The organism is Nonomuraea deserti, assembly GCF_004348685.1.
GTDB classification, from domain to species: domain Bacteria; phylum Actinomycetota; class Actinomycetes; order Streptosporangiales; family Streptosporangiaceae; genus Nonomuraea; species Nonomuraea deserti.
This window is the reverse complement of sequence record NZ_SMKO01000104.1, coordinates 1-11,885: the sequence shown is the minus strand read 5'-3', so window position 1 is coordinate 11,885 and position 11,885 is coordinate 1. Positions and strand designations below refer to the sequence as shown.

Below are 11,885 nucleotides of genomic sequence, written 5' to 3'. Positions count from 1 at the left end.
CCATCGTGCTCCGGTGGGCTTCGAGGTCTTCGTCGGCGGAGAGCGGGGACGATGGGCCAACGGCTGCTGGCCAAGCGTTCGACCTGGTTGCGAGGTCGCTATTGCACTGTCGACGTTTCTTCCCGCCGGTCGGCGGGGGCCGGGGGAGCCGCATGATGACACGGTCGCCTGCACGCCGGCGTGTCCCCGGCTCCCGGAGATCAGTTCTCGCGGATCCAAATCCAGGCCGTGGAACGGTCGGTCTCCCGGCATCGCTCCTGCTATCAGACCCTCGGACCGACGCATCCGAGCAGCCCGACCAGGTATCGACAGCGCACACCCGCCGAGGCTCGACGCGGTTCGCGGACCGCACCCGCGCCAGGCACGCAATCCACGAACTGAAAGCGGCCGGGCACAGCCTGCGAGTCATCCCGAGCAAGGCCGACCAGGACGCCAGCCGCCGCCCCAAGGGCTCCAAGGGCGGCCGTCCACCGATCACCGCCGAGGACGTCGCGCAGCTCTCGCCCTACCTGACCTCGCACATCAGCCGGTTCGGCCGGTACGCCACCGACGTGCTGCGGCTGCGCCCCGACGACTTCGACCCCGGCCTGCCTGAGATCGACTGCGCCGCCCTGGCGAGGCGGCGGAGCGAAGCCACCTCGCTCATGTGGTGGCGCTGCTGGCGCAGCTTGATCCGGTGAGCGGGCCCGGCAGGCGCTGTGGCTGTATGCCATGGCACGTGAAATGCGGTCAAGGCAACCAAACCGGGTGAGGGCACCGCTGCCGCCCGCAACCCTCGCATCCGTGACCGGGCCCTGCGCGCGTGGCTTGTCTACCAGGCGATGGGGCCGAGGCGATCGATGAAGATCCCGGTCGGCCCGTCAGAGGCGAGCGTCGCGAGCTCGATGATCGGATCACTGCCCTCGGTGACCGTCAGCTCGCCCGTGTGCATGTTCATGTCGGTGGCGGTGAACCTGCCGGTGGCGACCTCGCCGGGGGCCACGGCGTTGAACTTGATGGCCGGCAGCGCCTGGGCATATCGGACAGTGATCATGTTCAGTGCCGCCTTCGACGAGGTGTAGGCGAGTTCGTACATCTTCGAGACGGCTTGCCCGGGGTCAGTCACGAACGCGATAGACCCCCCGGCGCCGGTGACCATCACCACCCGCGGGTTGTCAGCCGCCTGCAACAGCGGCAGGAACGCGTGCGTGACCCGGACCGGCCCGTACACATTGGTGTCGTAGACGGCGTGGATGTCCTTGGCCGTCGCGTGCGCCGGGTTGACACCGCCGCCCGGCGTGCCGGCGTTGTTGATCAGCACGTCCATCCGGTCGGTGTGCTCCCGGACTAGCCGCACAGCCCCGGCCACCGACTCCTCCGAAGTCACGTCCAAGGGAACCATGATGACGTCTGCGCCGTCGGCGGCCAGCTTCTGCGCGGCGGCCCTTCCCCGGCCCTCGTCGCGTGAGCCGAGGAAGACTTTCCAGCCCAGCTCCCCGAGCCTGCGCGCCGTCTCGTAGCCCAGGCCTTTGTTCGCTCCAGTGATCAATACTGAGGTCATGTTCTCTCCTGACGTCGTTGTACCTACGACCATGTGGCGGTGCCGACCCGATTTCTGTGACACTGCCGAGGCGTGATGTAGGCCACCGGCGGCGGTTGTCACAAATCGGCGGGATCGGCGTCTTGTGTGCAGGCACCGTCGAGATCAGCGTGCAGGTCCGGCGATGCGTAAGGCAGCGACTACCTTGGTCAGCCATGCTTCCTGCACCTTGATCCGCTGCCGGTGGGCCAGTGAGGCCGGCCGGTTCCGGCTGGCCTCGAACCGGCTGGTGTCGAAGCGATCAGTGGCGGGTGTCGTCCACGCGGACCACACCGCTATGAGGTGGCTACGCGAGCGTCTTCGCGGCGGTCGTGTCCGGCGCGGCGGCCAGGCGGTGCTTGCGCTTGGGGATGCCGTAGGTGGGGTGTGAGGTGGCCCACAGCGCCATCTTGAGGATGCTCGCCTTGACGTGCGCGGCCTTGCGGCCGCCCTGGTACGTCGGCTTTGCTCGCCCTTCGTCGTCGACCGTCTGCAGGATCCCGTCTCGCCGGCCGAGGCTGATGTGGTTGTAGGTGTAGACCAGCTTGGTGTTCGCGATCGTGCGGCCGGTCAGGCGTCCCACGATCGCCTCGATGGCCTGCCGGCCGGTGTAGCCGGCCGATGCGCAGGACATCGGCAGCGGCCGGCCGTTGTCGCCGATGGCGTGGGCGCTGTCGCCGATGGCGTAGACGTTCGGGTGCGAGATCGACCGCATGGTGCGGTCGACGATGATCTGACCGTTCCGGGTGACCTCCAGCCCGCCGGCGGCGGCGATGGGGTTGACCGCGAACCCGGCCGTCCACACGGTCGTGTCGGATGCCAGGGTGGTGCCGTCGGCGCACAGCACCCGCGTCGCTTCGACGGCTTCGACGCTGGTGTGCTCCACGACGGTGATGCCCAGCCGGTCGCAGGCCTGGCGCAGGTGGCCGCGGGCTCCGGCGGAGAGCCGGGCGCCCAGTTCGCCGCGGGCGATGAGCGTCACCGACAGGCCGGGCCGGGATTCGGCGATCTCGGTGGCGGTCTCGATGCCGGTCGGCCCGTCGCCGACGACCAGCACGCTCCCGCCTTCGCCTCGCCTGTCCAGGTTGTCCAGGCGTTCGCGCAGGCGCAGCGCCGAGGGCCGGCCGGCGACGTCGAAGGCGTGCTCGGCCACGCCGGGGACGCCGTGGTCGGCGACGTGGCTGCCGAGCGCGTAGACGAGCGTGTCGTAGCCGAGTTCGCCGCCGCCGGCCACGGCGTCGGCGTCGGCGATGGCGACGACCTGGCGTTCGGGGTCGACGGCGGTGACGCGGGCCAGGCGCAGCCGTATCCCCGTGTCGGCGAAGACGTCGGCGAGCTTCGGTGCCTCGATCTCCTGGCCGGCCGCGAGCTGGGGCAGCCGCATGCGCTGGACGAAGTCAGGCACGGCGTTGACCACGGTGATCTCGGTGTCCTTCGGGGACAGCCGGCGGGCCAGGTTCCCGGCCGCGTAGGCCCCGGCATAGCCGGCGCCGAGGACGACGATGCGGTGCTTCATGTGGTGCTCCTGTCGGTTGGCTTGCTTGGGTGAGTCGGCTCGGCTCTGGGTCACCGGTTGTCGTGGTCGAGGTGGCCGTGCGCCTGCGCCGAAAGGTCCTGCCAGTCGGCCCAGGTCTTGAGCCGGTCGGCGTAGACCTGCTGCAGCATCGGGTAGAAGCCCTGCCCGAAGAGCACCCGCAGGGGCGGGTGGTCGGAGTCGACGATCTTGAGCAGGGTCTGGGCGGCGGCGGCCGGGTCGCCGGCGGGCTGCTTGTCCGCGAACGCGGCGATGCGCTGGCGGAGGCCGTCGTAGATCGGGTCGGGCTCGGCCAGGTGGCCGTTGTTGAGGGGGTCGGGGTTCTTGTCGTCCCTGGTGGCGAAGCCGCCGGGCTCGATGATGGTCACCTTGATGCCGAAGTCGGCGACCTCTTGGGCGAGGGATTCGTTCAGGGCTTCCAGGGCCCATTTGGAGGCGCTGTAGGCGCCGCTGAGCGGGAACGCCATGAGCCCGGCGGCGGAGGAGAGCTGGATGATGTGGCCGCCGTGCTGCTCGCGCAGGTAGGGCAGCGCGGCCTGGATTGTCCACACCGCGCCGAACAGGTTGGTCTCCAGCTGGTCGCGCAGGTCCTGCTCGGCCAGTTCTTCGATCGCGCCGACCTGGGCGTGGCCGGCGTTGTTCACGATGACGTCGAGACGGCCGAAGTGCTCGGCGGCCCGCTTCACAGCGTCGAAGACGGCGGCCTTGTCGGTCACGTCCAGCTTCAGCGGAAGGACCGCCTCGCCGTAGGCGGCGGTCAGCTGGTCCAGGCTTGTGGTGGTTCGGGCGGTGGCGGCCACTTTGTCGCCGCGTGACAGGGCGGCCTCGACGAAGTTGCGGCCCAGGCCGCGCGACGAACCGGTGACGAACCAGACCTTGCTCATGATGTCTTTCCGTTCTTTCTTCCTGAGGTGGCGGTTGCGCGGGGGGCAGCACGCAACGGGGCCAAGGTGATCGTTCGGGGAGTGGTGGGCCGTGCGCATCGTTCGCGCGGCGTCCTGACCATGCGGCGTCGGCGCCCCGGACTTTGTGACAGCGCGGTCCTATGACGTGTGTCACCGATCACAGGTGTCACACAGCGGTGGGCGCCGGCGCCTTATGCATGGAGCAGGAGTTGCAGTGAACAGGCAGGAGCAAGGTATGAACGAGCACAGGGATACAGCGACGGGCACCGCCGAGCCGATGGCTGGTGGCGGCCGGATGGACCCGGCCACCGAGGCGTTCCTCGCCCACCGCAACCTGCTGTTCACCGTCGCCTACGAGATGCTCGGCTCGGCGGCCGACGCCGAGGACGCCCTGCAGGAGACTTGGCTGCGGTGGGTCAAGATCGACCTTGGGCAGGTGCACGACCAGCGCGCCTACCTGGTGCGGATCACGACCCGGCGCTCGCTGGACCGGCTGCGCGCCCTTCGGCGCCGCAAGGAGGACTACGTCGGCCCCTGGTTGCCCGAGCCGCTGCTCACCGCGCCGGACGTGGCCGAGGACGTCGAGCTCGCCGAGAGTGTGTCGATGGCGCTGATGCTCGTCCTGGAGACGCTCTCCCCCACGGAACGGGCCGTCTTCGTGCTGCGCGAGGTCTTCAGTATCAGTCACGAGGAGATCGCGGCCGCCGTCGGCAAGACCCCGGCGGCCGTCCGGCAGATCGCGCACCGCGCCCGCAGGCATGTCGAGGCTCGGCGGCCTCGCGAGGTGGTCTCCCCGAGCCAGACCCGGGCGGTGTTGGAGTCCTTCCAGCGCGCGCTCGACACCAGGGACCTGCAGGGCCTGCTTGACGCGCTCGCCCCACAGGTCGTCCTGGTGAGCGACGGCGGCGGCGTCAAGCAGGCCGCGCCGCAGCCGATCACCGGCGCCGACAAGGTAGCCCGCATGATCGTCGACGGCCTCGGCAAGGCCCGGGTCGCGCTCACCAGCGAGCCCACCGTGGTCAACGGCACCCCGGCACTCGTTCTCCGCGTGGACGGCGAGATCGACGGCGTCCTGGCGGCCCGGGTCGAGGACGCCCGCATCACCGGCCTCTACTACGTCCGCAACCCGCAGAAGCTCACGCGCATCGCATCCGCGACCTCGCTCACCCTGCGATGAACACCGGCGGCGAACAGCCACTTGACCGGACACCTTGTCCGGCTTCATCTCGAACAGCCCCGAACACATTCAGCCAGATCTTTCACCGGGAGGTCATTCATGACGAACAGCGTTGCCGGCGAACTCACCGACCTGGAACTGCCGGTCGAGCGTGGCTGCCCGTTCGCCCCGCCCGCCGCCTACGAGCGGCTGCGCGAGCAGGCGCCGATCAACAAGATCCGCCTGGCCAGTGGTGGCGAGGCATGGTGGGTGTCCGGGCATGAGGAAGGCCGTGCCGTCCTCGTCGACCCCCGCTTCTCCTCCGACAAACGTAAGGACGGCTTCCCGCTCTTCACCCTCGATGCGGCGACCTTGCAGCAGCTGCGCAGCCAGCCGCCGTTGATGCTCGGCATGGACGGCGCGGAACACTCCGCGGCCCGCCGCCCGGTGATCGGCGAGTTCACCGTGAAGCGGCTGGCCGCGCTGCGGCCGCGGATCCAGGACATCGTCGACCACTTCATCGACGACATGCTCGCCGCCGACCAGCGGCCGGTCGACCTGGTACAGGCGCTGTCCCTGCCGGTGCCCTCCCTGGTGATCTGCGAACTGCTCGGCGTCCCCTACACCGACCACGACTTCTTCCAGAGCCGCACCACCATGATGGTGCGCCGGACCTCGCTCCAAGACCGCCAGCAAGCCTTCGCCGAACTGCGCGCCTACATCGACGACCTGGTCACCCGCAAGGAGTCCGAACCCGGCGACGACCTGTTCAGCCGTCAGATCGCCCGGCAACGCCAGGAGGGCACCCTCGACCACGCGGGGTTGGTGAGCCTGGCCTTCCTGCTGCTGACCGCCGGGCACGAGACCACAGCGAACATGATCTCCCTCGGCGTGGTCGCGCTGCTCACCCATCCGGATCAACTGGCCCTGATCACGGCCGACCCGGGTAGGACGCCCATGGCCGTGGAGGAACTGCTGCGCTACTTCACCATCGCCGACGGAGTCACCTCCCGGCTGGCCACCGAAGACGTGCAGATCGGCGGGGTGAACATCAAGGCCGGCCAGGGCGTCATCGTCTCGACCCTGTCGGCCAACTGGGACCCGGCAGCGTTCAACGACCCGGCCGAACTGGATATCGAGCGCGGGGCCCGCCACCACATCGCCTTCGGCTTCGGCCCGCACCAGTGCCTCGGCCAGAACCTCGCCAGGATGGAACTGCAGATCGTCTTCGACACGCTGTTCCGCCGCATCCCCACCCTGCGGCTCGCCGCACCGGCCGCGGACCTGCCGTTCAAGAACGACGCCGTCATCTACGGCCTCCACGAACTCCCGGTCACCTGGTGAGCAGGGCCATGACGCGCATCAAAGCCGACAGCGCCCTCTGCGTCGGCTCCGGCCAATGCGTCCTGACCGAACCGGCCGTCTTCGACCAGGGCGACGACGGCATCGTGGTCCTGCTGACCGACCACCCCGACGACCAGAGCGCCGCACAGGCGCGCCACGCCATCACCCTGTGCCCATCCCGAGCCCTCTCCATCCTGGAGGAGTAGAGGGTGAGACCGAACGGCCAGCCGCCTTAGCGAGCGAAGGCGAACGGGGGTTTCCGCCACTCAGCGGTCCGATGCGGGGACGAGTGACCGCTGAGTGGGGTACCTAGATACCTTCGTTATCTGGCGAGATAGCGATCACCGACGTAGCGCGAGCTGGGCGACCGTCGTCCGGCGCGCCTGCCGCGGCGACCTGATCGCCTTCGCCACCACGGCGAGGAAATCGGCGTACTGTCCGCCGCGCCGGTCCGCGCGTTCCTGGCCGAGCTCGCCGACCTGTCGCCGGCCGGCCGCAAGCGCGAGCGCGCCGCCGTCGCCTCCTTCACCAAGTGGGCCGTCCGCCACGACCTCCTGCACGCCAGCCCGATGGACCGGATCGACACCGTCAAGCTGCCCAGGACGCTGCCGCGCCCGGCCAGCGCGGCCGACATCGCCAAGGTTTTCGCGGCGATCTGCTCACGGCGGCCGCGCAAGGACCTGCCGCTGGACCGGCTGCGCGACCGGGCGCTGTGCGAGACCGCCTACGTCGGCGGCGCCCGCGCCTCCGAAGTGTGCGGTCTCTACGTCTAGGACCTGGACCTGCGGCTGGATGACGAGCACGTCCGGGTTCACGGCAAGGGCGGCAGCGTACGCACCGTCCTGCTGGACGACCGCGGCTACGTCACCCTGCCCCAGCTCTACCTGGCCCGCGCCGGTTACACCGCTGGGCCGCTGTTTCGCGCCGCCATCAACGGCCGCGGCGGTCCGCTGTCCTACGACGCCGCCCACCACCGCTGGCAGGCCTACTGCTCGCAGGCTGGCGTCGAGATCGACATTTACCAGCTGCGCCACGCCCACGCCACCGAGCTCATCAACGCCGGCGTCTCGATCGAGGCCGTCCGCCGCCGCCTCGGCCACGCCTCCGCCGAAACCACCCAGCTGTACGAGCTGCTCGGCGACAAGGCCGCCGCCGCCGTCCTCGTGCAACGCGAAGTCGAGACAGCCGAACGCGAGCCCGAACCGGGCGAGGCAGGCGATCAGGCCCGCCCGGATCGGGTCGGGCACGTCGAGGGCAGTGTGGGTGAACGCGTCCCAGTCGGCGCGGCGCCAGTCGATCGCCCCGCCGGCGGTGGTGATCTCGCTGGCGAACACGCGCGTTCCCGCCAGCGTCACGCGGGCGTCGCTGGTCTTGGGCACCTCCGCCTGGAACAGACGGGCGGTCACGTTTGATACTTCCGGCTGTGGCAGGCCGTCAGAACTCCCAGGCGTCGTTGCGCAGGAGCACCACCTTCCCGTCCGGCCCCAGCCCGGTGACGGTGACGTCCGGGCCGCCGACCATGAAGTCGACGTGCACACGCGAGGTGTTCACGCCCGCCGCGTCCAGCCGTGCGGGATCGTCCGTACGCAGGTGGGCGGGCGCGCCCGGAGGCAGCCCGGCGCCCCAGGCCAGGTGGCAGGTGGCGTTCTCATCCAGAAGGGTCTCCAGGTAGGTGATGCCGCTTTCGCCCACCCGCGAGGAACGGTCGACCAGAGCGAGCTCGCCCAGCCGGGCCGCTCCCGCGTCGGTGGCCTGGTGCGCGCGAACGACGTCAGCTCCGGCGCTCGCCCTGACACCGGTCACGACGCCATCGGCGAAGGTCAGCTCCAGGTCGCGGATGACGGTGCCGTCGAGGGACAGCGGCCGGGTGGCGCGGACCGTGCCGTCGACGCGCCGGTAGTCGGGGGTGGTGAACACCTCCTCGGTCGGCAGGTTGGCCTGGAACGGGCGGCCCTTGACGTCCTCCAGGCGGGCGGCGGTCCAGTGGGCGTCCGGGAGCAGGCCGATGGTCAGGTCGGTGCCGGGGCCCTCGAACCGCACGGCGTCCAGGCGCATCTCGGTGAGCCGTCGAGCGCGATCGAGCAGTTCGGCGATGCGCTGCCGCCACGCCGCGCGCGGATCGGGCTCGTCGAGACGGAGGATGCGGCGCAGGTGTCGCCACAGCCTGGCCTGGTCGGGTTCGCCGAAGACGGCACGGGCCCACTCGGGGGTGGCGTAGGGGACGATCGTCCAGCGGACCAGGTTGTTGAGCTGGAGCCGCTGCCGTGAGGTCAGCGACGGCATGCGGTCCAGCCCGACGCGTATCGGATCCAGCCCGGCCAGGAGGTCGGGGGCGGCGGCGCCGCGGATGTTGACGATGATGCCGCCGTGCCGTCCTAGCTCGTCGTTGCGGGCGTCGAGCCACGAGGGCACCTCGGCCAGGCTCGCGGTGTCGGCATGCCGGACGCGGGATCGTTTGGCGTGCGGGTCGAAGTACCAGATGTCGGCGTAGCGGGCGCCTCTGGCGTAGGCGGCCTCGGCCAGGGCGCGGGCGAGCGGGGCGTGCTCGATCTCGGCGTTGATCAGCACCCGGTCGTCCGCCAGCGGGGGCACGGCCACGTCGAACACGACGTCGGCATAGCCGGACAGGTCAGTGGGGGGAATGGTCAAGGGGGGCTCCTTCGTGTTCGTTGTGGCGCAGAGGCAGGAACAGCAGCGCTCCGGCGGCGGACACGGCGCCTGCGAGGGCGAAGCCGCCGGCCAGGCCGAACCGGTCGGCGAGGACGCCGAGGGCCAGGGCAGCGCTGAGGAATCCGACGTCGAAGAAGGCCGTCGTGGTGGCGACGGCGGATCCGCGCTCGCCGGCGGGCAGGCCGTGCACCGCCATCCTGAGGAAGGCGGGCAGCCCGAGGCCCTGCCCGGCGCCGATCAGCGCGATCGCGCACCATGTCCCGACCGGCGAGGGCCAGGCGGCAAGCAGGATCGATCCCGTCCCGGTCAGCAGGAGGGAGGCGACAGCCAGGCGCGCCGGGGCGGCCGTGGCGAGCAGGCGATGTCCGGCCAGCCGGATGGCGACGAGGACGCCGCCGTAGACCAGGAAATGGAGGCCGCCGGAGCCGCCGCCGAGCGCGGCGAGGTGCAGCGGCAGGAAGGCGCTGATGGCGGTGTACCCCCACACGGAGGCCAGGTAGCCGAAGCCGGGTCGTAGAGCGGACGTGTGGTACAGCTGGGCCCGCCCGGTTCCCGGATCCGGGCTCGCGCTCTCCATGTCTGGGCCCATGCTCTTCGGCAGGGTGAGGCCGAGCGCCGCCGACCCCAGCGCCGCGGCCGCGGCCGTGATCCAGACGGCGGCGAACCCGGACGCGGCGTACAGCGTCTCGGCGATGACGGGCCCCGTGAGCAGGCCGGCGTTGACGACGACGGAGAAGTGGTTGATCGCCGCGCCGGGCCGCCGGTGGTCGCTGGCCAGAGCGGCGAGGCCGACGTAGGCCAGCGCCTCACCGACGCCGGCGACGCCGCGCAGGACGAAGAAGAGCGGTAACTGTCCGACGGCGAGCAGCGCGAGGGACGTGCCGGACAGCAGCAGCGCGCCCGCGCACAGGGCCGTGCGGCGCCCGGCCCTGTCGGCCACCCGTCCGGCCAGCGGGCGGGCGAGCACCCCGGCCGCCGCGGTGACGGCCAGCGAGACGCCCACCATGCCCGCCTGCTGGCCCAGCGGGCCGGTAAGGTATCGCGGAACCGCCGGGATGAGCAGTCCGATCGACAGGAACGCGCCGGCCGCGCAGACGAGCAGGCGGCCGGTCATCGTTCGTCACGCAGTTCCAGCAGGAGCGCGGTCATGCTGACCTTGACGCCGTCGTGCGGCGGTCCGGCCTTGTCGTGCAGGAGCGCCACGGCCTGGCCGATCAGGCCGACGATCTCCTCCCAGACGGGCCTGGCCAGCCATACCTCGGCGTCCATGGACGTGCGCTGGCGATCAGTCTCAGCCAGGCGCCTGGCCAGGTCAGTGCTCATCGCCTGGTGGAGGAGTTGCCGTCCCTCGGACCGGTCGAGGCGCTCGCCGCTGGACGGATCGTACCGGTAGCGCAGTTGCGGGCGGCCCTTGCCTGCCCGCGGCCGCTCGTCCGTCTGCTGGAGGAAGCCCGCTTTGGCCAACTGGCGCAGGTGGTAGCTGGCCGAGGCGTGCGCGATGCCGAGTTCGTCGGCGACTTCGGTGGCCGACATCGACGCGCCGGTGAGCAGCGACACGATGCGGATGCGCAGCGGGTTGGCCAGGGCGCGCAGGGGAACAAGGTCATCCCGATTTTCCAAAGACACCTTGGGATTCTAATTTATCCAACAGGTATTGGGAAAGAGGTGGCTCTGCGACGCGTCCTCAGGCTTCGACGGCAGTGCCAGACGATCGCGGCCGTTCGTCCCGGAGAGCGATGATGAGGCGGCCGCGGCGTGGCGGGCCCGACGAGGAGGTCTTGCACCTCCTTCGGCTTCCAGCGCCTCACGGCGGCCGCGACTTCGTGTCGACCACTGTGAACGAGCGACATCCGTTAGGGTTCACGGATGCTGCTGACGATCCTTGGCGGATGCGGTGCGTGGCCGGCGGCGGGCCAGGCCTGCAGTGGTTACCTCGTGGAGCACGACGGGTTCAGGCTGCTCGTCGACCTTGGATATGCGACGGTGCCGCGGCTGCTGGAACGGGTCAGCGCCGATCAGATCGATGCGGTGTTCATCAGCCACGGACATCCCGACCACTGCGCCGACCTGAACCCGCTGTTGCGGGCGCGCACAATGCGTGATGACCCGCCGGCACCGTTGCCGGTGTACTCGCTGCCCGGCGCCCTGGATGCGGTGCTCGCGCTGGACCGCCCAGGGGTGCTGACCGACGCCTATGTCCTGCACGAGTTCACCGTCGGGAGCAGATTCGACATCGGCCCGTTTCGCGCACAGACTCGTCTGCTGCCACACTCGGTGCCCAATGCCGGCATACGGCTGACAGCGGGCGGACGGGTGCTCGCGTATGCCGGCGACAGCGGCCCGAGTCCCGACAGGGTGGAACTGGCGCGTGGCGCTGACCTGCTACTGGCCGAGGCCACCTATGTGAACCAGGTCCCGGAGAATTCCCGACGTTACCTGACAAGCGCCCGTCAGGCAGGCCGGCAAGCCCTGGAAGCCGATGCCCGGCACCTGTTACTGACGCACCTGCAGCCAGGCACGGACACCCCAGCCGCGCGAGCCGCCGCTGGGGCCAGATACGACGGTGAGATCGGCATCGCCACGTCCGGTCTTGTCAACGGCCATGAAGATCCCCAGGTAGGTGGACTTGGGTTCTCTCAACTGGTGGCCATCAGAAATCCATACTGATGGCCGGGGTGGTCCTGATGGGTGGTCAGGTCAATGGGGTGACGCCCTTGC

General features: G+C 70.1%; 13 protein-coding genes. 6 read left to right on the top strand and 7 right to left on the bottom strand.

Annotated elements, in window-relative coordinates; genetic code table 11:
* Window positions 1-551: 551 nt before the first annotated feature.
* On the top strand, window positions 552-680 hold the full coding sequence (locus E1292_RS55095; protein WP_281284067.1) for a hypothetical protein: 129 nt from the start codon (window positions 552-554) through the stop codon (window positions 678-680).
* Between the two features lie 131 nt (window positions 681-811).
* Here E1292_RS55095 and E1292_RS30395 read toward each other — a convergent pair whose 3' ends face one another.
* The 3 genes from E1292_RS30395 to E1292_RS30385 all read right to left on the bottom strand — a co-directional run bounded on the left by E1292_RS30395 (window position 812) and on the right by E1292_RS30385 (window position 3,976).
* On the bottom strand, window positions 812-1,540 hold the full coding sequence (locus tag E1292_RS30395) for an SDR family NAD(P)-dependent oxidoreductase (RefSeq protein WP_132599101.1): 729 nt from the start codon (window positions 1,538-1,540) through the stop codon (window positions 812-814).
* Window positions 1,541-1,865: 325 nt separating this feature from the next.
* Window positions 1,866-3,074: an NAD(P)/FAD-dependent oxidoreductase gene (locus tag E1292_RS30390; protein WP_132599099.1), complete on the bottom strand. Its 1,209-nt coding sequence runs from the start codon at window positions 3,072-3,074 to the stop codon at window positions 1,866-1,868.
* A 50-nt stretch (window positions 3,075-3,124) separates the two neighbouring features.
* The gene (locus tag E1292_RS30385; RefSeq protein ID WP_132599097.1) at window positions 3,125-3,976 is read right to left on the bottom strand and encodes an SDR family NAD(P)-dependent oxidoreductase; all 852 of its coding nucleotides are present in this window, start codon (window positions 3,974-3,976) and stop codon (window positions 3,125-3,127) included.
* A 256-nt stretch (window positions 3,977-4,232) separates the two neighbouring features.
* Between E1292_RS30385 and E1292_RS30380 the strand changes: the two genes are divergently transcribed.
* The 3 genes from E1292_RS30380 to E1292_RS30370 all read left to right on the top strand — a co-directional run bounded on the left by E1292_RS30380 (window position 4,233) and on the right by E1292_RS30370 (window position 6,703).
* The gene (locus E1292_RS30380; RefSeq protein ID WP_165974814.1) at window positions 4,233-5,174 is read left to right on the top strand and encodes an RNA polymerase sigma-70 factor; all 942 of its coding nucleotides are present in this window, start codon (window positions 4,233-4,235) and stop codon (window positions 5,172-5,174) included.
* Between the two features lie 99 nt (window positions 5,175-5,273).
* Window positions 5,274-6,497 (top strand): cytochrome P450, encoded by a 1,224-nt coding sequence (locus tag E1292_RS30375; RefSeq protein ID WP_132599095.1) that lies wholly within the window; start codon window positions 5,274-5,276, stop codon window positions 6,495-6,497.
* An 8-nt stretch (window positions 6,498-6,505) separates the two neighbouring features.
* Window positions 6,506-6,703, top strand: a complete 198-nt coding sequence (locus tag E1292_RS30370) for a ferredoxin (protein WP_132599093.1) — start codon at window positions 6,506-6,508, stop codon at window positions 6,701-6,703.
* A gap of 135 nt (window positions 6,704-6,838) precedes the next feature.
* Here E1292_RS30370 and E1292_RS52925 read toward each other — a convergent pair whose 3' ends face one another.
* A complete protein-coding gene (locus tag E1292_RS52925) occupies window positions 6,839-7,057 on the bottom strand; it encodes a hypothetical protein (protein ID WP_220447129.1) in 219 nt (72 codons plus the stop codon).
* 216 nt (window positions 7,058-7,273) lie between these two features.
* Between E1292_RS52925 and E1292_RS55500 the strand changes: the two genes are divergently transcribed.
* On the top strand, window positions 7,274-7,909 hold the full coding sequence (locus tag E1292_RS55500) for a tyrosine-type recombinase/integrase (protein ID WP_220447133.1): 636 nt from the start codon (window positions 7,274-7,276) through the stop codon (window positions 7,907-7,909).
* Window positions 7,910-7,931: 22 nt separating this feature from the next.
* Here E1292_RS55500 and E1292_RS30360 read toward each other — a convergent pair whose 3' ends face one another.
* The 3 genes from E1292_RS30360 to E1292_RS30350 are packed head-to-tail and all read right to left on the bottom strand — an operon-like array spanning window position 7,932 to window position 10,793.
* Window positions 7,932-9,146: an aminopeptidase gene (locus tag E1292_RS30360; protein WP_132599091.1), complete on the bottom strand. Its 1,215-nt coding sequence runs from the start codon at window positions 9,144-9,146 to the stop codon at window positions 7,932-7,934.
* Window positions 9,127-10,281: an MFS transporter gene (locus tag E1292_RS30355; RefSeq protein WP_132599089.1), complete on the bottom strand. Its 1,155-nt coding sequence runs from the start codon at window positions 10,279-10,281 to the stop codon at window positions 9,127-9,129. Before E1292_RS30355 ends, E1292_RS30360 begins: the two co-directional genes overlap by 20 nt.
* Window positions 10,278-10,793 (bottom strand): ArsR/SmtB family transcription factor, encoded by a 516-nt coding sequence (locus E1292_RS30350; RefSeq protein ID WP_246090441.1) that lies wholly within the window; start codon window positions 10,791-10,793, stop codon window positions 10,278-10,280. The genes E1292_RS30355 and E1292_RS30350 overlap by 4 nt, the downstream gene beginning before the upstream one ends.
* Window positions 10,794-11,033: 240 nt before the next feature.
* On the opposite strand from E1292_RS30350, the gene E1292_RS30345 reads away from it, so the two are divergent.
* Window positions 11,034-11,834, top strand: a complete 801-nt coding sequence (locus E1292_RS30345; RefSeq protein WP_132599087.1) for an MBL fold metallo-hydrolase — start codon at window positions 11,034-11,036, stop codon at window positions 11,832-11,834.
* Window positions 11,835-11,885 lie beyond the last annotated feature (51 nt).

Excerpts from the sequence above, each read along its gene's own strand:
- E1292_RS30395 (WP_132599101.1), bottom strand. The coding sequence starts at position 1,540 with ATGACCTCAGTATTGATCACTGGAGCGAACAAAGGCCTGGGCTACGAG.
- E1292_RS30390 (WP_132599099.1), bottom strand. The coding sequence starts at position 3,074 with ATGAAGCACCGCATCGTCGTCCTCGGCGCCGGCTATGCCGGGGCCTAC.
- E1292_RS30385 (WP_132599097.1), bottom strand. The coding sequence starts at position 3,976 with ATGAGCAAGGTCTGGTTCGTCACCGGTTCGTCGCGCGGCCTGGGCCGC.
- E1292_RS30380 (WP_165974814.1), top strand. The coding sequence starts at position 4,233 with ATGAACGAGCACAGGGATACAGCGACGGGCACCGCCGAGCCGATGGCT.
- E1292_RS30375 (WP_132599095.1), top strand. The coding sequence starts at position 5,274 with ATGACGAACAGCGTTGCCGGCGAACTCACCGACCTGGAACTGCCGGTC.
- E1292_RS30370 (WP_132599093.1), top strand. The coding sequence starts at position 6,506 with ATGACGCGCATCAAAGCCGACAGCGCCCTCTGCGTCGGCTCCGGCCAA.
- E1292_RS30355 (WP_132599089.1), bottom strand. The coding sequence starts at position 10,281 with ATGACCGGCCGCCTGCTCGTCTGCGCGGCCGGCGCGTTCCTGTCGATC.
- E1292_RS30345 (WP_132599087.1), top strand. The coding sequence starts at position 11,034 with ATGCTGCTGACGATCCTTGGCGGATGCGGTGCGTGGCCGGCGGCGGGC.